The sequence below is a fragment of the Neorhizobium sp. BT27B genome (assembly GCF_050455485.1).
Taxonomy (GTDB): Bacteria; Pseudomonadota; Alphaproteobacteria; order Rhizobiales; family Rhizobiaceae; genus Neorhizobium.
The window spans coordinates 447610-471588 of sequence record NZ_JBCIYT010000003.1 but is presented as its reverse complement, the minus strand read 5'-3'; the positions used below and the strand labels follow the sequence as shown (position 1 = coordinate 471588).

Here is a 23979-nt window from a genome sequence, read left to right as displayed (position 1 = left end):
AATATCAAAAACCGGAGCCGGGCTGCGACAGATAGTCGAGCTCGGCTTTTGTCGATTCCCGTCCGACAAAAGCATTGCGATGCGGAAAGCGGCCAAACTGACGGATGACCTCACGGTGCCGTTCGGCATAGTCGAGATAATTGGCATCGCCGAGCTGCGAAAACAGCTGCACGCACCGGTCCTGTTCAGCGATGCTCTCCGCGTGTTCGAAAGGCAGATACGAGAAACAACGTGAATGAACGTCGAGTTCACGATCAAGCCCTGCATCCACCATCAGCCGCGCCTCGCGCAATGCAAGCCAATCGGTCGAAAACGCAAGCGGCGTGGCGCGATACATGTTTCGCGGAAACTGATCGAGCACGATGATCGCAGCCAGCCGGTGACGCGGCGAGGAATGAAATGCCGACAGATCGCCGCGCGCCATTTCAAGATGCAGCCCGGCAAAGCGATTGCGGATGGTGTCGTCCAGACCGTCAGGCGGCTGAAACCAGCCCTTTTCGCCAAGCTCCTCGAACCAGAATGCCAAAACCTCTTCGGCAGCGTCTTTTCCAAGCGTCATGAACTCTTCCCTCACACGATAACCGGCGCGGCGTCGAGATTGACGGCCTGGTTATCCAGCCCCAGCATGCCGGCAATCGCTTCGACAACCATCTTGTGATCCTCCCGTTGCGGCAATCCAGAAACGGTCACCGTCCCGATCGCCCCGACACCACGGACGACGATCGGAAAACTGCCGCCATGAGCGGCATAGTCCGCAGGATCAACCCCGTATTTGTCCGTAAGCGTGCGGTTTTCCAGCGATAGACCGAGACCGATCGCATAGCTCGGATGCCCGAAGCGGGCTGCAACATTGCGTTTGCGGCGTATCCACTGGGCATTATCCGGAACGGAACCCGGCAGAGCCGCATAAAAGGCCGGCATGCCGTTGATCTGTACGTCGATCGCAACCGGATGACCGGCAGAAGCAGCCATCTGCCGCAATCTGCTTCCCAGGTCCCAGGCACTTGCGAGATCGAAACGATCGAACTGAAGTACCATTTCCTGCTCGAGGATAAGGGAAAGGTCGTTTTCGATTGCCATGATTGCGTCCTCCTTCATGTCTGCGCGATTGATGGCGGCTGCGGCGGGCGATGTAAAGTCACCAACCCGTTCCGTTACGCAGCGGAACATTCAATGCGGCTGCGCAGTTATGGCAGCAAAGGAGAAAGGCCATGTCGACATCCTCGTTTTCAAGCCGCAAATTTCTCATCGCAGCCACCTATGCGGCCACGGTCATCCTGTTCGCATCGATCGCCTGGCAGCCAGGCTCGACCACGCTCGGAAAATCGAGCAGGCTTTCCGGTCCCCAGACAGAAACGGCATTTCTGATGCAACGTTTTGGAAATCCTCAGCGCACAGGGCCGTAATCCGGCCTTTTACACACCCTCGGGCAGCGCCTCTCAAAAAAGTTCGAGAAAATTCATTCTGCCGCTAGACAAGCCGAATGAAGCCCTTTAGAAGCCCCCTCACACCGCCGGTGACACCAAACACCGGGACGGATTGGACGGGTGATTAGCTCAGTTGGTAGAGCAGCTGACTCTTAATCAGCGGGTCGTAGGTTCGAGCCCTACATCACCCACCAAACTCTCTCAAGCAATTGAAAGCCTTGTAGAAGTCGATTGTATCGACTTGATGACATCGCCTGCATATTTCCATTTTCCACCAACACTGACGCATGCGAAACCATCATCCTTCTTCAGGACGATGTTTCCATTCCGTTTGAAAACTGAGATGCGTGGCGCAGAGCTCCTTGCCGGTGTCGTCGCGAACGAAAATGGAGATATCCCCACGCTCCTGCCCCGGCAATTCATCGCGAGCGATGTCCAGCAATATCCGGCTCATTTCATGCATGATACGTTTTTGCGATGGCAGCTCCATCCCGTGGTCATCACGACTCGGGCCGTTACCATTGTGAATGTCGAAAAAATATCTGGGCATCATCTGCAAGCCTTTGTGATTTCGCAATCAATCACCGGCGCCGCGATTTGTTCCGAGCAAAAATTTGCAACCATCGCCCGGCATCCGCGTTCTAAGCCCCGACCAGAACAAGGGACAACGCCGTGATCGATGCACTTCTTCTCAACCTCGAACAGCGAGACACTCTTTCCTCTGCGGAAAAAGACGTTTTGCGATCGATTGCAGGAAGGGAAAAGCGTTTTTCTGCCAACGAAGACATCGTCACCGAAGGCACCCGCCCGAACACCAGCACGATGCTGCTGGATGGATTTGCGGCGCGCTACAAAGTGACGCCGGAAGGCGCACGCCAGATCACCGCCATACATATTGCCGGGGAATTCGTCGATCTGCATGCATTCCTGCTCAAAACCATGGACCACGGGATCGTGGCACTGTCGAACTGCACCGTCGCCTTTGTCGATTACCCCGACCTCAAGAAAATCACCGAGGAATGGCCGCACCTGACGCGCATGCTCTGGCTGGATACACTCATCCATGGCGGCATCCACCGCGAATGGATCGTCTCCATGGGCCGCCGGTCGCGCACCTCCCACCTTGCCCATGTGATCTGCGAGCTCTATCTGCGCCTCAAGGTCGTCGGGCATACGCAAGGCTGGGCCTTTCACTTTCCGCTGTCGCAGTCGGAGATGGCGGATGTGCTTGGCATATCGCTCGTGCACATGAACCGGGTGATACAGGCGTTGCGGCGTGAAAATCTGATCACCTGGACCAAGGACACGATTACCGTTCTCGACTGGCCACGCCTTCAGTCGGTAGCCGGCTTCGATCCGACCTATCTCTCGCTCAACGCCGAACCGCGTTAGTCACCGGCATTTGCCATTTGCCGCAGGCCCAGATCCACTTCCAGGGTTGCGATATGGCAGAAATCGACTAGTTGACGATTCCGAAAAGGAATCATGAATGACTGTAGAAACGCTCCTGGACTGGCAGGAACGCGGATTAAATGCGCGCATACTCGGCCTCGCGGCCTCAGACCACCCTCTCCTCAAACCCGATCGACAGCCCGACGCCACCGGTGAACCACTGGAGGTGTGGCAGATGAAATATGACGCCTGGATGTTCGGCTGGCTGATCGAGGACAGCATGCGTCAACCTGAAACAGATGTTAACGAATTGTTAATCCGCTCAGCAGGTTAACAGGGAGATAACGCCGCCGGATATTGAGAAATCGGCAACCATGCTCTCTATCTCACTGCAGCCGGCATGATGCCGGTTAGGGGCTCGCGGACCCCCTACTCGAGAGAGTTTGGTGAGCCCCGCCCTTATTTTAGAACAGCCATGCGAGCAGCTGTTTCAATGCAGACCATGATCGTCACGTTGACCTGTCGTTTCATTAGATAATCAACATGTACCAATATCAGCCAACCCGGCGCAATTTGATAAACCATTGCGCCATGATCCATCGAGGCCGTATGCGGCGGTCGAAGGATGAAATCTTCTGAAGCGATCCATCAAAAGATTTTCTTGGCTTCAAAAAGCGATACCGGGCATGAATTATTGGGTTATCGTCGTGCCCAAGAGCCGCTCAGGAAATAGCCATGCCCGCTTTACCCGTCTCCCGCCGCCAGATCCTGCAGATTTCGTCGCTGCTTCTCGCCTCGACCGCCTTGCCGGCGTTGCTCGCGGCGCAGCAGGCCCCGGCAGGTGGACGATTGGTGGTTGCGGCAGACTCTGAGCCCAAAAATCTCAATCCGGCCATCGTCGCATCGAACGGTGTGTTTTTTATCGCCAGCAAGGTCATCGAACCGCTGGCGGAAGCGTCGTTTGACGGCAAGGACGGACTGCAGCCACGGCTTGCAACAGCCTGGGAGGGATCGGGCGACGGACTGCGCATCACCTTCAAGCTGCGCGAAGGTGTGACATGGCATGACGGCAAGCCCTTCACCTCGGCGGATGTGGCATTTTCGGCGCTGAATGTCTGGAAGCCGCTGCAAAATCTTGGCCGCATCGTTTTCGCCAATCTTGAAGCCGTCGATACGCCGGATGACCACACGGCCGTCTTCCGTTTTTCGAAACCGACACCGATCCAGCTGATCCGCAACGCACTGCCGGTCGTCAGCAGCGTTATTCCAAAACATCTCTACGAAGGCACCGATATCGCCACCAATCCGGCCAATGTGAAACTGGTCGGCACCGGCCCCTTCACGTTCGCGGAACACAAGCCGGGTGAATATTACCGCCTTGTCCGCAACGAGAAATACTGGGGCAAGGACCAGCCCTCCCTGGACGAGATCATCTTCCGAGTATTGCCGGATCGCGCCGGCGCCGGTGCAGCGCTGGAGGCCGAGGAAATCCAGCTGGCGGCCTTTTCCGCCGTGCCGCTCGCCGATCTGGACCGGATTTCCAAAGTGCCGGGTCTCAAGATCGTGTCGCGTGGCTATGAAGCGCTCACCTATCAGTTGGTGGTCGAGATCAATCATCGCCGCAAGGAGCTTGCCGATCCGAAAGTGCGCCAGGCGATCGCCCACGCTATCGACAGGAACTTTGTCGTCGACACGATTTTCCTCGGATATGCATCGGCCTCGACAGGGCCGGTTCCGAAAAACGCGCCGGAATTTTACGATGCCGACGTGCCCAGCTACGCTTTCGACACGCAAAAAGCCGAAGCCCTGCTCGATGAGGCCGGCTACAAGCGCGGCAGTGACGGAATACGCTTCACGCTGAAACTGCGCCCCGCACCCTATTTCAATGAAACCCGACAGTTCGGCGATTATCTGCGGCAGGCACTGGCCGCAGTCGGCATCGACGCACAGATCGTCAACGCCGATTCTGCCGCACACCAGAAGGCCGTTTACACCGACCACGACTTTGATCTCGCCGTCGCGCCACCGGTTTTCCGCGGCGACCCGGCCATCTCGACGACCATCCTCGTTCAATCCGGCACACCGGCCGGCGTGCCTTTTTCCAACCAGGGCGGTTATGCCAACTCGGCACTGGACGCCATCATCGCCAAGGCAGCAACAACCATCGACAGCGGCGAACGGACAAAACTCTATAACGAGTTCCAGAAGATCGTTGCCACCGATCTGCCGCTGATCAACGTCGCAGAATGGGGTTTCATCAGCGTCGCCAGCGACCGGGTTTTGAATATCGCCGACAATCCGCGCTGGGCGGTCTCCAACTGGGCGACCACGGCGCTACAGCCGTGACCTCGACAAGCACCGACGGGGCGCAGAAGCGGGAGCGTGTCTTGCCGTGAACAGATCCCTGCGCCTGATCCGTCGACGTCTGCTGACTAGTATTCCCGCCCTGCTGATCGTCATCATTCTGACGTTTCTGCTGCTGGAAACGGCGCCGGGCGATGCGGTCGATGCCTATCTCCTGTCCATCGGCGGTGGCGACGCTGGCGTCGCTGCCAGCCTGCGCCAGGCCTATGGCCTCGATCAATCCCTGACCGCCCGACTGTGGCTTTATCTGACCGCGCTTGCCCGCCTCGATCTCGGCTGGTCGACCGCTTTCGAACGCCCCGTCATTGATCTGATTGCAGAGCGCCTGCCCAACACTCTGGCATTGATGGGCAGCGCGACCGCCCTGTCCTTCGCGCTGGGCTCGACGCTGGGGATAATCGCTGGCGCAAAGCCGGAAAGCATAAAAGACATAATGCTTTCGACAATTTCCCTCATCCTTTACGCGATCCCGAGTTTTTGGCTTGGATTGTTGCTGAGCCTGCTGTTTGCCGTACAGCTTCGCTGGCTGCCGACATCCGGCATTGAAACGATCGCGTCCGGCAAGACGGGCCTGTACCGTCTGATGGATATCGCCCGTCACCTGATCTTGCCGGTCGGCGCACTGACACTCATTTACACAGCACTTTTCCTGCGCGTCATGCGCGCCGGAATGGTGGAGGCGTGGAAGCTGGACTTTGTGCTGTTTGCCCGCGCCAAAGGCCTGTCCCGCACCAGGTTGCTTTTGCGGCACGTCGCCCGCAATGCCGCCCTGCCACTCATCACCATGCTTGGGCTTCAGGCAGCCGCCATGCTTGGCGGCAGCGTGGTGATTGAAAGCATATTCGCCATTCCGGGTTTTGGCCGGCTCGCACAGGAAGCGGTCACCGGGCGCGACGCACCGCTGCTGATGGGGATCATCCTCGTCAGTGCCGTCCTCGTCGTCACCGTCAACCTTCTGGTCGATCTTGTGCAGGCGGCTTTCGATCCACGGATCGGCGCCTCGGAGGCCTCCAGTTGAACCTGATTCACAAGCTCATGAAAACGCCGGAAGGTGCTGTCGGCTTTATTATTTTAGCAATCATGATCGGCATTGCCATCATGGCCTCCACCATTTCGCCGGGAGATCCGTTGCGCATCGCGGGCCGTGCACTGGTGGCCCCGTTCACTGATCCGGCCCTGCCTCTCGGCACGGACAGGCTTGGCCGCGACGTGGCTGCCGGCATCGTTCATGGTGCCCGAACTTCGCTGCTGGTCGGCGCAGCGGCGGCTCTGGCTGCGATTGTTCTGGGTCTCCTTGTCGGCCTTGTTGCGGGCTTTTGCAGCGGGATCGTCGATGAAGTCCTGATGCGGGTGGTTGATGCATTTCAGATCGTGCCCGGCTTTCTTCTGGCGCTTGCCTTTGTCAGCGTCATGGGTGCCTCCCTGCCGGTCGTGGTGCTGGCGATAACGCTCGGCGCCTGGGCCGATCCGGCACGGCTCACGCGTGCGCAGGTCCTGTCGCTGCGCGAGCGCGATTACGTGGCCGCGGCAAAGGTGATCGGCATGCATCCCGCCGAGATCGCGGTGAGACAGATCCTGCCTCAAGCCCTGCCACCGGTTCTGGCGATATCGGCGACACTGGTCGCTGCCGCCATTCTCACCGAAGCTGCCCTTTCCTTCCTCGGCCTTGGGGATCCGAACAGCGTCACCTGGGGTTCGATGATCGCCGAGGGCCGCAATGTCCTGCGCTCCTCGCCGTGGCTTTCGATCCTGCCCGGCCTTGCCCTGATCATCACGGTCGTCGGCGTATACCTGCTCAGCGAAGGTCTGGCGAAAGCGCTGGCCGGCGACGGTCCGGCAATGCAAGGCAAACTGCGGAACGGAGCGGCCCCATGACCGAACCGCTCTGCCGTATCACCGATCTGTCGGTTCGCTACCGTCACAACACAGCTCTCACCCACGTCTCGCTTGACCTCATCGGCGGTGAACGCCTTGCCATCGTCGGCGAAAGCGGATCGGGCAAAAGCACGTTTGCACGCGCACTCGCGGGCCTATTGCCGGACAACGCAGTCAGGGATGGCGACATTCAATGGTCGTCCGAACGGGCACCGCGGCCCGGCCGCGATATCGGCTTCGTCTTTCAGGATTCGTCGGCCAGCCTCAACCCAGTCCTGCGCATCGGCGAACAGGTGGCGGAGGGGGCGAAAAGACATCTCGGTATGAGCTGGAAGGCAGCCTATGCGCATGCAGAAATGCTGCTGGATCATGTTCGTATACCCAACCCGTCAGCAGTCATGCGCGCCTATCCGCGCCAGCTCTCCGGCGGCCAGCGCCAGCGTGTCGCCATTGCCGCCGCGATCGCCAGCCGCCCGTCGATCCTGATTGCCGATGAGGCGACCAGCGCGCTCGACACCGTCGTTCAGGCGGAGATTACCGCCCTGCTGGATCGCCTTGTCAGCGAGGCGGCGATGACGCTCATTTTCGTCACGCACGATATCGCACTCGCCTCCAATCTCGCCGACCGTATCGCCGTCTTGAAGGATGGCCGACTTGTCGAGATCGGACCGGTGTCCGACATCCTGGCCGATCCGAAAAGCGACGACACGCGGAACCTGCTGGCGGGACATTTCGACCTCACATCTGCCCCCTTGATCGGCGGGCAGCGCCGATGAAGACCCTGCTCTCCGTCGAGAACTTGAGAAAACGTTTTGTGTCGGCTGAGCGAGATGTCGCCGCCGTCGATGGCCTGTCATTTTCTCTCGGCACTGGCGAAACGCTCGGCATTGCCGGTGCATCGGGAAGCGGTAAATCCACGCTGGCCCGGCTGCTGCTACGCCTGATCGAACCGGATGCGGGCGGGATAACCTTTGAGGGCAGCGACTGGCTTTCTCTCAAGGGCAGCGACCTGCGCCACCGCCGCGGCCGCATACAGATGGTGTTTCAGGACATACTCGGCGCCTTCCACCCAAGCGCCACCGTCAACGACGCACTCGGCGATCCGCTTCGCATCCATGGCATCGTCGCAAAAGCTGAACGTTCTTCCGAAATTGCCCGACTTCTGGAACGCGTCGGCCTGTCATCGGCCCATGCCACGCGGCCGGTGCGCGAACTCTCCGGTGGCCAGCGCCAGCGAGTGGCCATCGCCCGCGCCATCGCCTCCCGACCGTCGCTTGTCGTGCTCGATGAGGCCGTGTCGGCCCTCGACGTGCAATTGCGCAACCGCATTCTTGAACTGCTGGTCGAGTTGCAGCGCGAAAACGGCATCTCCTATCTGTTCATCTCGCATGATCTCGCCGTTCTGCGCGCCGTGTCTCACCGGCTTGCGATCATGGATGCCGGCAGGATCGTCGAAACCGGAAATACGACTGATATCATCAACCATCCATCGTCGGCGGCCGGCCGCGCGCTGATTGCGGCGGTACCGCGCCTGACACCCGGCGGACGCCCGACAAACACGATGCAGAAAAGTGAACCGACCCATGAGCCTTGACCGCTGGAGCCCCTTTCTCGACATACCGGCCTTCCCCGGAAATCGTTATGCCGTGATCGCCGACCGCCTTGCCGCCCTCATGAACACCCGCAATGACTTGGTGATGGTACAGGCCGAGGCCGTAGTCGCACTTGAGGCCGCCGCCACGAGCATCATGCGCCCCGGCGTGAAGGCGATCAACATCGTCACCAGCCCCTATGGGCAGTGGTTCGGCGAATGGATGCGACGCGCAGGTGGCGAGGTCATCGATGTCACCGCGATGGCCGCCCGTGCCATCGGCATCGACGCCGTCGCAGCCGCCATGGCGGCACACCCGGATGCCAGCGTGCTGTCGCTGGTGCATGCGGAATCGGCAAGCGGCATCTGCAACCCGCTGGCGGACATCATGGCTATGGCCCGAGCGCACGGCCTCATCACCATAGTCGATGCCGTTGCATCGGTCGGCGGCCATGATCTCGACGTCGATACCCTCGGCATCGATATCGCCGTCATCGGCCCGCAGAAGGCGCTGGCGGGTCCGGCTGGCCTTTCCGCCCTGTCCATCAGCCCCGCCGCATGGGAGCGGATTGAGAAGCCGCAAGGACCGGTCAATTCCATCCTGTCACTGTCGGATCTAAAACTCTGGATCGACAATGGTCGCGGCCCGCTTGCCGGCACCACCGTCAATCTGGAATGGCATGCGCTGGACGCCGCACTGGATCGCGTGGAGGCCGAGGGGATGGATGCCGTGATCGCCCGGCACACGCTCGCCGCCAAAGCGACCCGCGCGGGACTTGCCGCGCTGGGGGCGCCCGCTTGGGCGGCAGCGGATACCGCTTCCAATCTCGTGACGGCTGTGGAAGTGCCCGACGGCCTTTCACCGGAAACGTTGATAACCAGCGTCGCACATCTCGGCCAGCCGCTTGCAACCGGCGTAGGTCCGGGTGCGGAAAAGCTCGTCCGGCTCACCCATACCGGCCAACTTGCCCGCTTCGACGTCGTGCTGGGTGCGGTTTCGGCCTATGGCATGGCCTTGATCATGGCGGGACACAAGGTCGATCTTGGCGCAGCCAGCAGCGCCATCGCCGACTGTTATGCAGAAAGCCGCGGATAAACGGATCATCGAAATACGTCTTTCGGCAGCCTGATTTTCGTGACAGGAAAGCTGACAGAACACACACGGAGACCGCCATGTTCGAACCCCGCGCTTTCCTCGCCTCGCTGTTTGATGCCGCCGTGCGCGCCGCCGATCCGCTTGAAGGCATTCGCGCGCACCTGCCGCAAAAGCCCAAGGACCGAACCGTGGTGATCGGAGCAGGCAAGGGTGCGGCGCAGATGGCGCAGGCGCTGGAAACGCTGTGGCAAGAGCCGCTCTCCGGCGTCGTGGTGACGCGTTACGGTTATGGCTGTGAAACCGAGAAGATCGAGGTGATCGAAGCCGCCCACCCCGTGCCTGACGCTGCCGGGCTTGCCGCATCAAAGCGCCTGGTCGAGACGATTTCCGGCCTCACGCCTGATGATCTCGTGATCGCGCTGATCTGCGGCGGCGGCTCGGCGCTGTTGCCGGCACCCCCGGAAGGCCTGACACTTGACGACGAGATCGCTCTCAATGAAATGCTGCTTGCCTCAGGCGCGCCGATCGCTGCCATGAATGTCGTGCGCAAACATCTGTCGACCATCAAGGGCGGCCGGCTGGCAGCCGCAACACGTGCCCGCGTCGTCAGCCTCATCGTCTCCGACATTCCCGGCGATAACCCGGCCCATGTCGCCTCCGGCCCGACGGTGCCGGACAGCTCAACCCGCCACGACGCACTCGATATCGTCCGCCAGTACAGGCTCGCCCTGCCACAGGCAGCACTTGATCATCTCAACTCGGAGCGGGCAGATGCACCGCACCCGGATGATCCGGTCTTTGCCGATCACAGCCACCACATCGTTGCCTCGGCAGCGGTGTCGCTGGAGGCTGCGGCCGCTGCTGCGAGAAACGAAGGCATCGAAGCCGCCATCCTGTCCGATGAGATGGAAGGTGAAGCACGAGACGTCGCCCAGGTGCATGCCGCAATCTCGCGTGAGATCGCCACACGTGACCGCCCCTTCACCAAGCCGGTCGTGCTGCTATCGGGCGGAGAAACCACTGTCACGCTTCGAAGCAAGGGCGGTCGCGGCGGACGCAACGGCGAATTTGCGCTTGCCATGGCGCTCGCCATCGACGGTTTCGATATCGACGTGCTGGCAGCCGATACCGACGGCGTCGACGGCTCGGAAAGCAATGCCGGCGCTTTCTGCGACGGCACGACAATCCGCCGCCTTCGGGCCGAAAACCTCGACCCGAGAAAACTGCTCGACGGCAATGACAGCTATTCCGCCTTTGACGCGATCGACGACCTTTTCGTGACCGGCCCGAGCGGCACCAATGTCAACGATTTCCGCGCCATCCTCATCCGCTGAAACGGCATCAGATAGAGGTCGCCTTCGCCGCGAACGGATCAGCGCCCGCCTGCGCCATCGCCTGCGCGTATTCCGCGATCAGCCGCTCGCAGAGTTCTGCGGCACCCGGCACATCCTTGAGCGAGGCAACGCCCTGCCCGGCCGACCACACGGTCTTCCAGGCCTTCGCCTCATTGCCGAGATCCATTGCGCCATGGTTGACGAGATTGTCGGGATCAAGCCCGGCCGCGACAAGGCTTGGCCGCAGGAAGTTTGCAGCAACACCTGAAATGGCCGGCGTGTAAAAGATGTCGGCGGCCTTTGCATCCACCGTCATGCGTTTCTGTTCCTCGCTGATCGTCGCTTCCTTCGTCGCCAGAAAACGCGTGCCGAGATAGGCCATGTCGGCTCCCATCACGCGTGCAGCCGCGATCTGCGCACCGGTGCTGGTGGCGCCGGACAGAAGGATCGTGCCATCGAAGAAGGAACGAATTTCCGGGATCAGCGCAAACGGGCTGAGTGTACCGGCGTGACCACCAGCGCCTGCCGTGACGGCAATGATGCCATCCACACCGGCCTCAGCAGCCTTTTCCGCGTGGCGACGGCTGATGACGTCGTGAAAGACAAGGCCCCCATAGGAGTGCACGGCTTTGACGACATCGGGCACGGCGCCGAGCGAGGTGATGATCAGTGGTACCTTGTGTTCGACGATTTTCTGGAGATCCGGTTCCAGCCGCGGATTGGAGCGGTGAACGATCAGGTTGACGCCATAGGGTGCCGCATTCGGAACCGCTGAAAGTCGGGACTTGATCTCGGTGAGCCACTCGACAAACCCTTCGGTCGTGCGCTGGTTCAATGCCGGAAACGTGCCGACCAGACCGGAACGGCAGACTTCAACGACGAGATCTGGCCCGGACGCCAGAAACATCGGCGCGGCAATGGCTGGCAGTCGCAGGCTCTCGAAAATCTTCGGCAGCGGCATTCATTCTCCTCCCGGTCGCAAGGACCATGTTTTCCCGCCAACCGTTATAAGGCGCCATGCCCGAACCGCAAGCAGCCGGTGGAGAGGTTCACCGGCGCTGAATGACGATAAAAATGTTGGCAACAAACGCGTACTTCAGGCCGGCTCAGCGCCCGCGGGCGGCGGCCACCATGGTGCGCAGCTGGTCCTTGCGGCGCACGCCTTGTCGATAGAGCTCTATGGTAATGGCAGCCAGTCGATTGACCTCCTCGGCATCCTCGACATCACCAAAATCTCGCTTCAGCTCCTCGAATACCTGCTGGCATCGCAGCAGATCATTCGAATCCAGAGGCTCCTCGCTTCGCCTCTTTTCGCTTCTGATCATTTCAACTCCTAAGTCATGCCTACGCATATTCGAGGTTTGTAACCGGCGCCGACGCTCCTCACGCCGAAACCATGCTCGGCGGAATAAAACCCGCCGGCGTTTTCTTTTCCAGCTAGATGGGAATCTCAGTTCCGGTCGAAAAGAGGCACGAACCGGCCGCGCCCGATAAAAGGCGGCAGGTCGCTCGCCCCGACACGGTTCTCTCGACATGGATTGGAAAATTCGAGGCTGCCGTGCTCGGATACAGTCGCATGAACGATATCCATGATGCCAAGCGCGATCCGCTTGTCACCGTTTTTCACCGCCACCTCAACAATTGCCGTCGTCATTTTTCCGCGTCTCCGTCGAACGCCTCAAAACGGCTGGGACATGGCTTTGTTCCCAATTCGCTCAAATATTTTTACGAAGTTTTCGCAAACACTTACACTAAAAGTTGAAAACGTGTCCCATTACGAATCGGAAGCTGTCGACGGTACCTGTTCAGAGGATCAACGAGCCTTCAGCGACCTTCACCGCGTGTCCGCCGATACGGGCACGGCCGATCTCACCATCTTTGACGTCGATATGCAGGTAAATGTAGGAAGGGCGGCCCATCTCTACACCCTGTTCGATCAAAACGGGGTGATGACCATCCGGCAGCGCATCGAAATGGCGGATCGCACCGGCCAGAGCAGCCACGGCGCCACCGGTTGCCGGATCCTCGGCTATTCCCATATCGGGTGAAAACATCCGGGCGTGAAATTTGGCCTGATGATGCGTGCCGCCGCGACAATAGACATAGGCAGACGCCAGCGCCCCTTCCACGAAAGGCGCCGCCTTTTCCCAAAGCGTGACGTCGAATTCCATGTTCTGCACGGCAGCGATATTGCGCAGCGGCAACATCAGGAACGGCACACCGGCGCTCCAGATGGAAGGCACATGGTTTTCAAAGGCCAGCTCGCTCACCTGCACACTGAGCGCATCGGCAAGCCCCTGAAGATCGAGCGGCAGCTCGATCCGGCTCGGTTTGCGCGGCAGGTCGAACTCGGCAAAACCGACCGCCCCCTTGCGCAGCCTCACCGCGCAGCGAACCGGCCCGATTTTTTCCTCGATCATGCAGACGAGATCGACGTCGCCGGCATTCGTTCCACGCTCAAGCTCGGTCAAAGCGACTGCGCTGCCAACCGTCGGGTGGCCCGCAAACGGCAGTTCCTTGCCGGGCGTAAAGATACGCAGACGCGCCGCATGAGCCGGATTGTCCGCCAGTTGCACGAACACGGTTTCGGAGAGGTTCATTTCCTTGGCTATCGCCTGCATCGCCTCGTCGGAGAGACCGTCGCCATCGAAGATGACTGCCAGCGGATTTCCCGCAAGTCGCTTCTCGGTGAAAACGTCGTAGATGGCATAGCGGCGAGCCACAGCGAACCTCTCTGTCGATATCGATGGCGCCAAACTGCCCCACCGTTTTTCGCGACGCAACCCTGTTTGTTCAATTGTCCATAGAGCCGAAAAACATGTCGAGGATCGGGTACATCAGCGGGTTATAGCGATGGGGCTCCCGCGCCGCCGATCGAATGACGACGACGCCTTCGATCTCCTGCTCGCTATCGTGCAGCATGTGGTTTTCGATCCGCGCGACCATCTCGTCGGCCGTCACGGAAAACCGGTAGAAGCGGAAAACGACGATGCGGTTATCGGCATGGCTGGCATAAAAATGTCGATCGGCCAGTGCCTCATCGAGATCAAGGCTGGTTTCCTCGCGCACCTCGCGGCGCATGTTGCCGACAAGGTCGAGCTTGCCATCGACGATGTCGCTAAGGTCCAGCGAACCGGCTGCGCAATAGACCTGCCCCGGATTGGCCGTGCGCTCGCTCATGCGGATGGCGATGATGGCGCCATCGGATGATACCAGCACCGCAAAGCCGAACAGATGCAGTGCGCCATCGGGATGAGGTTGTTTGCGCCACCAGAGCAGTGTCGAATAGGGGATCACATGCGCGACACCCCGGATCACGCCATCGTCGAAGGCCAGATGTCGTTGCAAGACCATGTCGCCGTTGAAGAGGTAGGGATTGGCTGCGGCCTCCACCTGCCAGTTTTCCTCGATCGCCTGCCGGTTCGCCGTGAAAACGGGATGCGGTCCCTCAGCCATGTGCAGTTCGACCGCATCGATCCGGACAGGATTGGCGGGCGGCGGCCAGATGCCGTCGGGCTTGATCGTCATATCAGGTCGAACTCCAGAACTACGGGGCAATGATCGGAGGCTTTTGGCCGGTCCCAGCCGACGCGCGGAAAGCGCTCGACCTCCTGCCCCGGTGGAAACACGGTGCGAAACGGCTGGCCATTTCGGATAATGTCGGGCACGGCGGATGGATTGGCGGCAGCGAGCGCCGATGACAGCCAGATATAGTCCAGCTGGCAGAGATGCTGCTCCTGTGGCCCACGCGCATGGTAGAGCGTCCAGCGGTCCATGACGTCACGCCGTGACATGACATTTTCGGCGAATCCGTCGTGACTGAACACATCGAGCGCACTCACCTCCTCGCGCACCGGCTCGAACTGATAGCCGCTGCGACGGGTGCCGATGACTTTCACACGCTCCTGATAATCGTTCATGTCGCCGCAAATGGCGAAGTTGCCGGTGCGCGCGCCGTCTTTGCCCAAATGCTTTTCGATAATGAGACGAACTGCCTTCGCCTCGGCGGCGCGGACTGCCATCGTCCCCAGCCGACCATCCCTGTTATCGCGGGCATTGCCCATCGATTTGAAGTGAACGACGTAGAGCGAAAACGGCTTGCCCCCGATTTTCAGCTCCAGTTCCAGGCAGTCACGTTTGAAAATCTTGTCGGTTGGTTTGTTGATCAGCGCCAGTTCATCGTTGAAGAGATCGAGATCCTGATAGGTCAGCATGGCGTGGCTGCGCACATCGACGACCTCGATCTTCTGACCCGAACGCGTCTCCTCGCGCATCAGCACGGCAACATCGATGCCGCGCCCGTCATTGCCCTCGACCAGAAACTTCTGGAGATAACCGTTGCCGACCATACGGTAGAGATAACCGTATTCGAACGCCTGCAGGGCCGGCATGTTGTCGACCTCCTGCAGGCAGAGGATGTCGGCATCTGCATCGGCGATGGCAAGCGCCGAAAGCTGACGGGTATCGTCGGTCTCGGCAATCAGCCGCGCCTGTTCAAGTTGTTCGTAAACTTCCTTGCTGCCAACCTCGAACAGTTGCAACACGCGGTCCTGACGCAGCCGGTTACGCCAGCCTGTGAAATCGAAGCGTGTCATCAGGTTTTCGATATTGAAGGTGCCGAGGCGAAGAGACATCGATATTTCCCTATTGCAGTCGGCACCTTAGCCACCTGAAATGTGGCTGGCTACCTGTCAGAGCCTCCAGGCGGATCGCAGGATGATGGAGACCTTGTCGCCCACCTGCACCGGCTGCCGGCTGAAGGCCCGCAATATCTGCTCGTCGCCGAGCGTCAGCTTCAGCGCGTAACGTTCTCCTTCGAACAGCACCGATGTGACGGTCGCGGGCATGCCTTCACCGCTGATCTCGACATCCTGCGGACGCACGAGGATGTCGGCGCATTCGGCGGAATCCGAACTGCTCAGTAGTTGCTGCAAATTCTCCCAGTCGAGCAACCGGTTTTTCGCGGATGCCGCCGGCCATTTCAGTATTGCGCCCTGCCCGACCAGCCCGCCGACCAGGCGCCCTTCCGGCCGCGCGTAGATTTCCTGAGGGCTTGCCACCTGCAGCAGCTTGCCTTCCGACATCACCGCCACGTCGGTCGCAAGCGCCATGGCTTCGGCCTGATCGTGGGTGACGTAGATCATCGTCGCGCCCGAACGCGCATGGAACTCGCGAAAAGTCTCTTCCATCTCCTGGCGCAGATGCCGGTCGAGATTGGCAAGCGGTTCGTCGAGCAGAACCACATCCGGTTCGGTGACAAGGCAGCGCGCAAGTGCGACGCGCTGCCGCTGGCCGCCGGACAGATCGGCCGGACGACGATCGGCATAGGCTTCGAGCCGCACGGCGTTGAGCGCCTCGCGCACCTTGGCTTTTTTCTTGTTGCCTGAAATGCCACGCACCTTGAGCGGATATCCGACATTGTCCGCCACGCTCATGTGCGGCCACAATGCGTAGGACTGGAACACCATCGCCATGTTGCGATGTTCCGGCGCCACCATCTCGCCGGCATCGGCGAGCACCCGGTCACCCAGAAGGATCGCACCATCGGTGGGTTGCTCGAAGCCGGCGATCATGCGCAACACCGTGGTCTTGCCGCAGCCGGATGGGCCGAGCAAAGCCAGAAAACCGCCATCACGGACCTCCAGCGACACGTCGTTGACGGCCGGACGGCCGCCGGTTTCGAATGCCTTGGAAAGGCGGTTGAGGATCAGCTTCGCCACGGTACCACACCTTTCGGAAGTTTCTTGGCCATCAGTTCCAGCACCAGCATCATCGCAATCACCATGATCACAACGAGGACGGAAAGCGCTGCAGCGAGGTTGAAACTGCCGCTATCATCGAGATTGTAAATCGCCACGCCGAGCGTCTGCGTGCCGGCCGACCAGAGAATGGCAGACACGGTGAGCTCGTTGCAGGCAATGAGAAAGACGAGAATGACCGACGCACCCGCCGCCGGTGCCACCAGCGGCACGACGATATCGATCAGTCGCCGCCCGAAACCGGCACCGGAAAGGCGAGCCGCCTCTTCCAGTGATGGATCGAGCTGACGGAAGGCACTCACCACCGGTTTCAGGCTGACCGCGAAGAAGCTCGAGAAGTAAGCGATCAGGATGATCCAGATCGTGCCGTAGATGGAAATGCCGATGATCGGGATCGGTGCGGCGAAAACCAGGATCAGCGCTACGGCCAGAACGATACCCGGCAGCGCATAGGGAATTTCCGCCAGCGCCGATAGAACAGGCGCCAGTCGGCTTTTCGAGCGCACGAGATAATAGCCCGTCAGGACCGTCACCACGAGAAGGCCGACCGCCGTTGCCAGCGACAGGAACACCGAATTGACGAAGGCCGTACGGGTGATCGCCTGTTTGAACAGAACTTCGCGATAGGCGTCGAGCGTCGCGGTGGCCGGCGTCAGCGGCACACCATAGGCCGGCGCCAGCGAGCTTGCGATCAATGCCGTCAGCGGCATGACTAGCATGATGAAGATCAGCAGCCACAGAACCAGTTCGCCCAGCAGCCGCCAGTTGCCGAGACGGAACATCGCCACCTGCCCCGAAAGCCCGATGACGCGGTAATCGCGGCCACGCAACACCCGCTCCTCGACCGTCAGGCCGATCACCGACAGAATGGCGATCAGGCCGGAAAGCAGCGACACGTCGCCGAATGTGCCCGGTCCGAAGGCCGCGAATTTCGAGTAGATCAGCGTCGGCAGCGTGTAGATCGATGCCGGAATGCCGAGAATGGCGGGAATGCCAAAATTGCCGACGCAGGACACGAAGGCAATTGCCGCGCCCGCCACGAAGCCCGGCAGAGACAAAGGCAGAATGACATCCTTCAGAACCTGCCAGGACGAAGCGCCGGACAGCCTTGCGGCCTCCACACCGTCACGCGGCAACGCCAGCAGGCCGGCGCGCAACGACAGGAAAACGAGCGGCGCGTTCTGCACGCCATAGAGAAGCGCGATGCCGCCGATCGAATAAAGCGGCTGCGGGCTGCCGAGCGCTGGCGCCATACCGATCGCTTTCAGAAGCGCACTCGAAGGTCCGGTCATGCCGATCCAGGCAAGCGCCGTCACCTGCGGCGGGATCATCGTCGGCAGCATGAAGAGAAAACCGAGGGCGGTTTTGCCGCGCACATCGAACAGCGTCAGCAGCAGCGCAAAACCACCACCGAGGATGACGGCCGCAATCATGCCGAGGAAGGACGTGGTGAGCGTGTCATACACCGCCTGCCACACGGCCGGATCGGACAGGAGTTCACGTGCACCGCCATCGAAGGCAGATGAAATGCCGGTCATGGCCAGTCTTCCCAGCGGCAAAACGCTGAGGAAGAAGATCACCATGACGACAAAGGAAAACAGCCAGCGGGGCTGGCTGTTTCCTCGATTCTGAGATCGGAACATCAGGCTTTATATCAGCCCTTGGTGCCAAAGATATCGGAGAAGGTTTTTACGTCCTTTTCCGAATTCTTGAGCGCATCGGCAGCATTGAGCGGCAGGACCTTGATCTTGTCGCGTGCCGGGTAACCGGCCGGCAGGTCGATGCCGTTACGGGCCGGGATATAGCCGAGACCGGCGGCAATCTTCTGGCCGTTTTCCGACAGCAGATAGTCCATGAACTTTTTGGCGTTGTCCTGATGTTTGGTCGAGGACAGGATTGCCGCCGGCTCGGTGACGGCGGAAACGCCTTCCTTCGGGAAAACGAACTCGACCGGCGCGCCCTTGGCCTTCTCGCGGATCGGCATATAATCGACGACGACGCCGTAAGCCTTTTCGCCAGAAGCGACTGCCTTCAGCACGCCGCCGTTACCGCCGGCTGCAACAGCGCCGTTGGCCTTGAGGTCCTTGTAGTAGTCCCAGCCGAGACCTTCGACACCGGCAAGTGTCTGGGCGTGGATGAGAGCAGCACCCGAAGCAACCGGGCTCGGCATGGTGACGAGGCCCTTGGCTTCCGGCTTGGCAAGATCGGCCCAGCTTTCCGGCTTCATGGCAGCCTGCGTGTTGTACATGATGCCGGTGGTGATCAGCTTGGTCGAATAATAGAAGCCGTCAGCGTCATAAAGCGAGGCATCGAAATTCTTGGCTTCCGGCGACTTGTAGGCGAGCAGCTGGCCGGCAGCCTTCATCCGCTCGAAGGTGACCGTGTCGGCGATCAGCAGAACGTCGGCAACCGGGTTGCCGGCAGCAAGTTCGGCGTTCAGCTTTGCCATGATCTGCGGGGTTCCGTCGCGGACCCATTCGACATCGACGCCCGGATTGGCAGCCTTGAAGCCATCAATGGTTGCCTGTGCGTCGGCATTCGGCTGGCTGGTATAGACCACCAGATCGGCAGCGTTGACGACGCCTGCGAAGCCGAGCGCCACGAGCGCCGTAAAGGTGGACAGAAGCTTTTTCATTAGGGTCATCCTGTTTGAGCTGACGCGCTTAAACACACATTCAACGACACTCATGTGACAGTGTTTGCCGCGGACGGCAACAGTCACGAAAAAAGGGCGAATCGCCTGTGGATCCGCCCTTTCTCGACATCTATCGTGATCGTCGATCAGATGATCGGCAGGCTTTCGTGATCGGTCACCGAGGCATTGGCAACCAGACGGCCAAGGCGCTTGATGCCCTCGTCGATCATCTGGTCATTGGCGCAGGAGAACGAGACGCGCAGCGTGTTTGCATTGCTGCCATCGGCAAAAAACGCCTTGCCCGGCACGAAGGCCACCTTTTCGGTTGCCAGCGATTTCGCCAGCAGCTCGGCGCCGTCCATGCCCTCCGGCAACGTCACCCAGACGAACATGCCGCCTTCCGGCTTCGTCCAGCTGGTGTTCTTGGGCATGTATTTTTCGAGCGCCGCCAGCATGGCGTCGCGACGACCACTGTAGACACGCTTGATCTTGGCGACCTGCTCGGCGAAACCGCGCGAGGCGACATGTTCGACGGCGATCTGGTTGATCGTCGAGGAATGCAGGTCGGCCGCCTGTTTCATCAGAACCAGCTTGCGGATGACCGGCATGGCAGCGACGACGAAACCGACGCGCAGACCCGGCGCCAGCGTTTTCGAAAAACTGCCGCTATAGATGGTGCGGGTGTTTTCAATGCCGCCGCTGCGCGCAATGTCGAGCGCCAGGATCGGCGCGATGGCTTCACCGTCGAAACGCAGGTTCTGATAGGCCGCGTCTTCGAGGATGGCGATATCCAGTTCGTCGGCCAGCGCCAGCAGCTTTTCACGGCCGGCAAGGTCGATCGTCTCACCTGTGGGGTTTGAGAAGTCGGCCGAGAGATAGGCGAACTTCACCGCGCCGCCAGCCTTGGATGCCGTCTCGCGATAAGCTGCCGGCGTGCGGTTGCCGTTGAGAGACAGCTGATCGTAATGCGGTTCATAGGCATTAAAGGCCGAAAGCGCGCCAAGATAGGTCGGCCATGTGACCAGCGCCGTATCGTTCGGCGACAGAAACAGCTTGCCGAAATAGTCGAGCGCCTGCTGCGAGCCGGAGGTGATGAACACGTTGTCGGCCGAACAGTCGATGCCGATCTTGGCCATGTCCGCAACAATCCAGTCGCGCAGCGGCTTGTAGCCTTCGCTCACCGAATATTGCAGCGCCGAATTCACCTGCGCACCGGAAAAGATATCGGCATAGGCCGCCTTGAATTCTTCCGCCGGAAACAGCGCCGGATCCGGAATGCCGCCGGCAAACGAGATGATGTCCGGCTGTTCCAGCAATTTCAAAAGCTCGCGGATTTCCGAAGCCTTCATGCGGCCGGAACGCGTGGCGAAGATATGTTCCCAATCAAGCACGGGATGTTTCCTCTTATTTCAATTTTGTTGGCTTTAGCTTTACAGAAGTTCCGACAGGTCAGCAATGCTGACCTATCGATGTTTTGCGATTTTTTTGATTTTTTCAAATCGCCTTGGATACCCGTAGCTTCTCAGTCGGCGGCAAGTATGTCACCACGGTTCTCCTTATGATCAAGGAGGAAGATCATGCTGAAAAACCTGGACCCCGCGCTCAATGCCGACGTCCTTCATGCTCTCAGATCCATGGGCCATGGCGACGCACTCGTACTGGCCGATACCAATTTTCCATCCGATTCGATCGCACGGCAAACGACGCTGGGGCGCCTGCTGCGGATCGACAATGTTTCGGCCGAACGCGCCATGCAGGCCATCCTGTCGGTCCTGCCGCTCGACACTCCGTTGCAGCCATCGGTCGGGCGCATGGAGGTGATCGGCGAACCCGACACCATCCCGGAGATCCAGCGCGAAGTTCAGTCGCAAATCGATGCGGCGGAAGGTCACTCAGCACCGATGTACGGCATCGAGCGCTTCGCATTCTACGAAAAGGCCAAACAGGCCTATTGCGTCATCGCGACCGGGGAAACCCGTTTTTACGGCTGCTTTATTCTCACCAAGGGTGTTGTTCCACCCAAGGCCTGAAACGCAAGACGCCGCGCAAAGGTTTCCCTGCGCGGCATTTTCTGTCAGTCGATCACAACGGTCGACCAGGCATTAGCCGTTTAGTTGACGGCCTTGTCGACCAGCTTGTTCTTGCCGATCCAGGGCATCATGGCGCGCAGCTTGGTGCCGACTTCCTCGATCTGGTGGCTGTCGTTGAGGCGACGGATACCCTTGAAGCGGGCGCCGCCGGCACGGTATTCCTGCATCCAGTCCGAGGTGAACTTGCCGGTCTGGATATCGGTCAGAACGCGCTTCATTTCAGCCTTGGTTTCGGCAGTGATGATGCGCGGGCCGGTGACGTATTCGCCCCACTCGGCTGTGTTCGAGATCGAGTAGTTCATGTTGGCGATGCCGCCTTCATAGATCAGGTCGACGATCAGCTTCACTTCGTGCAGGCACTCGAAATAGGCCATTTCCGGGGCGTAACCGCCTTCGACCAGCGTTTCGAAGCCGGCGCGGATCAGCTCGACCAGACCGCCGCACAGAACGACCTGCTCGCCGAAAAGATCGGTTTCGCACTCTTCCTTGAACGTCGTCTCGATGATGCCCGAACGGCCGCCACCAACGCCGCAGGCGTAGGACAGAGCCAGTTCAAGCGCATTGCCCGAAGCGTTCTGGTGGATGGCAACGAGGCAAGGAACGCCGCCGCCCTTCTGGTATTCGCCGCGAACCGTGTGGCCCGGGCCCTTCGGTGCGATCATGACGACATCGATCGAAGCCTTCGGCTCGATCAGGCCGAAATGCACGTTGAGGCCGTGCGCGAATGCGATGGTGGCACCGTCGCGGATATTGGCGGCAATTTCGTCGCGGTAGATGTCGGCCTGCAGTTCGTCAGGCGTTGCCATCATCATAAGGTCGGCCCAACCGGCCGCTTCAGCAACCGTCATGACCTTGAAGCCATCGGCTTCAGCCTTCTTGGCGGTTGCCGAACCGGCCTTCAGAGCGATCGCCATGTTCTGGGCGCCGGAATCCTTCAGGTTCAGCGCGTGCGCGCGACCCTGGGAACCGTAGCCGATGATGGCGACCTTCTTGGACTTGATGAGGTTGATGTCGGCATCACGATCGTAATAAACGCGCATCCTAAAATTCCTTCCCTATGCGAGCGGTTTGTTCTGCCGGTCCATCAGGCATCCGGCGTGTGACTAAGGTTGTTATCGCGCCGAGGAGGCACGAACGGCCTCCACGGTATCCTTGTTGGTTCCGTGCAGGAGGAGAAAGGCCTCGACAGCCTTTTGCGCCTGCCGGCCATTGTCCTTGAGGCCTGACTCGCCGAGCAGCATGCGCACATGCAGGTCGGAAACGACCAGACCGTAAAATGTATGGTAAGCCTCGTCGGCATCGTGAAAACGCAGCAGGCCGGAGCGCTTTCCGGTGTCGATCAGCGCCCTCGCCCGACGGTCGATTTCACGACGACCATGCTCGAGCAACATCTTTCCAAGCTTGGAGCCATCGCGGCTCGACTGCCCGATCGCCAGCCGGTTCAGCGCCAGCGAAACATCGCCGGCCAGAACTTCCAGCAGATCACGCGCAAAAATCTCGAGATGTTCGCGCAGAGCGTCCGTGCTCAGGCGCTCGCCGCTGCGATCCGCCGTGCGCACCTTGCTCTGCTGGAACGAAATCATTGCTGCCAGCAGACCGTCGCGGTCACCGAACCATTTGTACAGGCTTTCCTTGGAACAGTTGGCAGCCCGCGCCAGACCGGAGGTCGTCAGCGCCTTGTCTCCACCTTCGACGAGAAGACGCAGTGCCTCGGCCAGAACGGCGCTCTGGCGCGGCGTAAACTTTGCCGATGTGGCGGTGTCAGCGGGCACGATGTTTTCCTCAAAACGGCGACGTACGGAATAGGTACCGTACGGTACGGTTCTTCGTACTTGCGGCTTATTGCGTCGTCAAGAGGATGTGCGCAACAAATTCCCTGAAAATTGACTGTAGCCAGTTCGGCAGCATTCAAATGCCGGCGACCTATAGCTCGGAATCGAACTTCACCCGTGCCGCCTTCACTGCCGTATGATTGGCCTGCGCCCAATCGAGCACCAGCGACAGCGGCCGAAATAGCGACATGCCGAGCTCCGTCATCCGGTATTCGACACTTGGCGGCTTGGTGGGAAAGACCTCGCGGTCGATATAGCCGTCCCGCTGCAATTCACGCAGCGTCTGGGTCAGCATGCGCTGCGAAATATCCGGCACCAGCCGCCGCAACTCGCCAAACCGATAGGGCCGCTCCGCCAGGGCCTGCAGCAGAAGCGTCGACCACTTTCCGGAAATCTGGTTGATGACATCACGCACCGGGCAATTGCCGGCATCCCAGTTGGACATGTCGCATTCCTTGCCGGCAAATTGTGGAACGCGGACATTGGTATTCATGAGGTGGTTCCCTTTAGGTAACGATCTCCCCAAAAACTGCCTTCTTTACAGAAGCACGTCAATTCCTATTCTATCCCTGGTCTCTTTTTGA

The 23979-nt window shown here is 59.9% G+C and carries 27 protein-coding genes and 1 tRNA gene; 12 read left to right on the top strand and 16 right to left on the bottom strand.

Annotated features, from left to right (window positions below):
- Positions 1-4: 4 nt before the first annotated feature.
- Positions 5-559 (bottom strand): DUF924 family protein, encoded by a 555-nt coding sequence (locus AAIH70_RS10960; RefSeq protein WP_430034032.1) that lies wholly within the window; start codon positions 557-559, stop codon positions 5-7.
- 11 nt (positions 560-570) lie between these two features.
- Complete coding sequence (locus AAIH70_RS10955; RefSeq protein ID WP_132272263.1) at positions 571-1080, bottom strand: heme-degrading domain-containing protein; 510 nt, start codon at positions 1078-1080, stop codon at positions 571-573.
- A 131-nt stretch (positions 1081-1211) separates the two neighbouring features.
- Here AAIH70_RS10955 and AAIH70_RS10950 point away from each other — a divergent pair, with 131 nt between their 5' ends.
- Complete coding sequence (locus AAIH70_RS10950; protein ID WP_132272262.1) at positions 1212-1406, top strand: hypothetical protein; 195 nt, start codon at positions 1212-1214, stop codon at positions 1404-1406.
- 139 nt (positions 1407-1545) lie between these two features.
- Positions 1546-1621 (top strand) — tRNA-Lys (locus tag AAIH70_RS10945).
- A 104-nt stretch (positions 1622-1725) separates the two neighbouring features.
- On the opposite strand, the gene AAIH70_RS10940 is transcribed toward AAIH70_RS10945, so the two are convergent.
- Positions 1726-1977 (bottom strand): DUF6894 family protein, encoded by a 252-nt coding sequence (locus tag AAIH70_RS10940; RefSeq protein ID WP_132272261.1) that lies wholly within the window; start codon positions 1975-1977, stop codon positions 1726-1728.
- Positions 1978-2099: 122 nt separating this feature from the next.
- Between AAIH70_RS10940 and AAIH70_RS10935 the strand changes: the two genes are divergently transcribed.
- From AAIH70_RS10935 to AAIH70_RS10895, 9 genes are all read left to right on the top strand, one after another.
- Positions 2100-2819 carry a Crp/Fnr family transcriptional regulator gene (locus AAIH70_RS10935; RefSeq protein ID WP_132272260.1) on the top strand — a complete coding sequence of 240 codons (720 nt, stop codon included), beginning with the start codon at positions 2100-2102 and terminating at the stop codon, positions 2817-2819.
- 97 nt (positions 2820-2916) lie between these two features.
- Entirely contained in the window at positions 2917-3153 is a 237-nt protein-coding gene (locus AAIH70_RS10930; protein WP_132272259.1) for a CrpP-related protein, read from the top strand.
- Between the two features lie 401 nt (positions 3154-3554).
- The gene (locus tag AAIH70_RS10925; protein WP_132272258.1) at positions 3555-5165 is read left to right on the top strand and encodes an ABC transporter substrate-binding protein; all 1611 of its coding nucleotides are present in this window, start codon (positions 3555-3557) and stop codon (positions 5163-5165) included.
- A gap of 46 nt (positions 5166-5211) precedes the next feature.
- The gene (locus AAIH70_RS10920; RefSeq protein ID WP_132272257.1) at positions 5212-6201 is read left to right on the top strand and encodes an ABC transporter permease; all 990 of its coding nucleotides are present in this window, start codon (positions 5212-5214) and stop codon (positions 6199-6201) included.
- 17 nt (positions 6202-6218) lie between these two features.
- Positions 6219-7058 carry an ABC transporter permease gene (locus AAIH70_RS10915; protein WP_430034210.1) on the top strand — a complete coding sequence of 280 codons (840 nt, stop codon included), beginning with the start codon at positions 6219-6221 and terminating at the stop codon, positions 7056-7058.
- Positions 7055-7834, top strand: a complete 780-nt coding sequence (locus AAIH70_RS10910; protein ID WP_132272255.1) for an ABC transporter ATP-binding protein — start codon at positions 7055-7057, stop codon at positions 7832-7834. The genes AAIH70_RS10915 and AAIH70_RS10910 overlap by 4 nt, the downstream gene beginning before the upstream one ends.
- The gene (locus tag AAIH70_RS10905; RefSeq protein ID WP_132272254.1) at positions 7831-8652 is read left to right on the top strand and encodes an ATP-binding cassette domain-containing protein; all 822 of its coding nucleotides are present in this window, start codon (positions 7831-7833) and stop codon (positions 8650-8652) included. The genes AAIH70_RS10910 and AAIH70_RS10905 overlap by 4 nt, the downstream gene beginning before the upstream one ends.
- Positions 8642-9745 carry a pyridoxal-phosphate-dependent aminotransferase family protein gene (locus tag AAIH70_RS10900; protein ID WP_132272253.1) on the top strand — a complete coding sequence of 368 codons (1104 nt, stop codon included), beginning with the start codon at positions 8642-8644 and terminating at the stop codon, positions 9743-9745. Before AAIH70_RS10905 ends, AAIH70_RS10900 begins: the two co-directional genes overlap by 11 nt.
- Before the next feature lie 77 nt (positions 9746-9822).
- Complete coding sequence (locus AAIH70_RS10895; protein WP_132272252.1) at positions 9823-11079, top strand: glycerate kinase type-2 family protein; 1257 nt, start codon at positions 9823-9825, stop codon at positions 11077-11079.
- Positions 11080-11086: 7 nt separating this feature from the next.
- Here AAIH70_RS10895 and AAIH70_RS10890 read toward each other — a convergent pair whose 3' ends face one another.
- The 10 genes from AAIH70_RS10890 to AAIH70_RS10845 form a co-directional block, all read right to left on the bottom strand.
- Entirely contained in the window at positions 11087-12040 is a 954-nt protein-coding gene (locus AAIH70_RS10890) for an NAD(P)H-dependent flavin oxidoreductase (protein ID WP_132272251.1), read from the bottom strand.
- 145 nt (positions 12041-12185) lie between these two features.
- Positions 12186-12404, bottom strand: coding sequence for a hypothetical protein (locus tag AAIH70_RS10885; RefSeq protein ID WP_132272250.1), 219 nt, complete (start codon positions 12402-12404; stop codon positions 12186-12188).
- 125 nt (positions 12405-12529) lie between these two features.
- Positions 12530-12733: a hypothetical protein gene (locus AAIH70_RS10880; RefSeq protein ID WP_132272249.1), complete on the bottom strand. Its 204-nt coding sequence runs from the start codon at positions 12731-12733 to the stop codon at positions 12530-12532.
- Positions 12734-12884: 151 nt separating this feature from the next.
- Entirely contained in the window at positions 12885-13802 is a 918-nt protein-coding gene (locus AAIH70_RS10875; protein ID WP_132272248.1) for a PhzF family phenazine biosynthesis protein, read from the bottom strand.
- A gap of 70 nt (positions 13803-13872) precedes the next feature.
- Positions 13873-14607 carry an NUDIX hydrolase gene (locus AAIH70_RS10870; RefSeq protein ID WP_132272247.1) on the bottom strand — a complete coding sequence of 245 codons (735 nt, stop codon included), beginning with the start codon at positions 14605-14607 and terminating at the stop codon, positions 13873-13875.
- Positions 14604-15713, bottom strand: coding sequence for an endonuclease/exonuclease/phosphatase family protein (locus AAIH70_RS10865; RefSeq protein WP_132272246.1), 1110 nt, complete (start codon positions 15711-15713; stop codon positions 14604-14606). The genes AAIH70_RS10870 and AAIH70_RS10865 overlap by 4 nt, the downstream gene beginning before the upstream one ends.
- Before the next feature lie 57 nt (positions 15714-15770).
- A complete protein-coding gene (locus AAIH70_RS10860) occupies positions 15771-16799 on the bottom strand; it encodes an ABC transporter ATP-binding protein (RefSeq protein WP_132272245.1) in 1029 nt (342 codons plus the stop codon).
- Positions 16787-18481 (bottom strand): ABC transporter permease, encoded by a 1695-nt coding sequence (locus tag AAIH70_RS10855; protein WP_132272244.1) that lies wholly within the window; start codon positions 18479-18481, stop codon positions 16787-16789. The genes AAIH70_RS10860 and AAIH70_RS10855 overlap by 13 nt, the downstream gene beginning before the upstream one ends.
- 11 nt (positions 18482-18492) lie before the next feature.
- Positions 18493-19473 carry an ABC transporter substrate-binding protein gene (locus tag AAIH70_RS10850; protein ID WP_132272243.1) on the bottom strand — a complete coding sequence of 327 codons (981 nt, stop codon included), beginning with the start codon at positions 19471-19473 and terminating at the stop codon, positions 18493-18495.
- Positions 19474-19619: 146 nt separating this feature from the next.
- Positions 19620-20864: a PLP-dependent aminotransferase family protein gene (locus tag AAIH70_RS10845; RefSeq protein WP_132272242.1), complete on the bottom strand. Its 1245-nt coding sequence runs from the start codon at positions 20862-20864 to the stop codon at positions 19620-19622.
- 186 nt (positions 20865-21050) lie between these two features.
- Between AAIH70_RS10845 and AAIH70_RS10840 the strand changes: the two genes are divergently transcribed.
- The gene (locus AAIH70_RS10840) at positions 21051-21503 is read left to right on the top strand and encodes an RbsD/FucU family protein (protein WP_132272241.1); all 453 of its coding nucleotides are present in this window, start codon (positions 21051-21053) and stop codon (positions 21501-21503) included.
- 80 nt (positions 21504-21583) lie between these two features.
- Here AAIH70_RS10840 and ilvC read toward each other — a convergent pair whose 3' ends face one another.
- The 3 genes from ilvC to AAIH70_RS10825 form a co-directional block, all read right to left on the bottom strand.
- A complete protein-coding gene (ilvC, locus tag AAIH70_RS10835) occupies positions 21584-22603 on the bottom strand; it encodes a ketol-acid reductoisomerase (RefSeq protein ID WP_132272240.1) in 1020 nt (339 codons plus the stop codon).
- A gap of 72 nt (positions 22604-22675) precedes the next feature.
- Positions 22676-23335, bottom strand: coding sequence for a TetR/AcrR family transcriptional regulator (locus AAIH70_RS10830; RefSeq protein ID WP_132272239.1), 660 nt, complete (start codon positions 23333-23335; stop codon positions 22676-22678).
- Between the two features lie 151 nt (positions 23336-23486).
- Positions 23487-23888 carry a winged helix-turn-helix transcriptional regulator gene (locus AAIH70_RS10825; protein ID WP_132272238.1) on the bottom strand — a complete coding sequence of 134 codons (402 nt, stop codon included), beginning with the start codon at positions 23886-23888 and terminating at the stop codon, positions 23487-23489.
- Between the last annotated feature and the right edge of the window lie 91 nt (positions 23889-23979).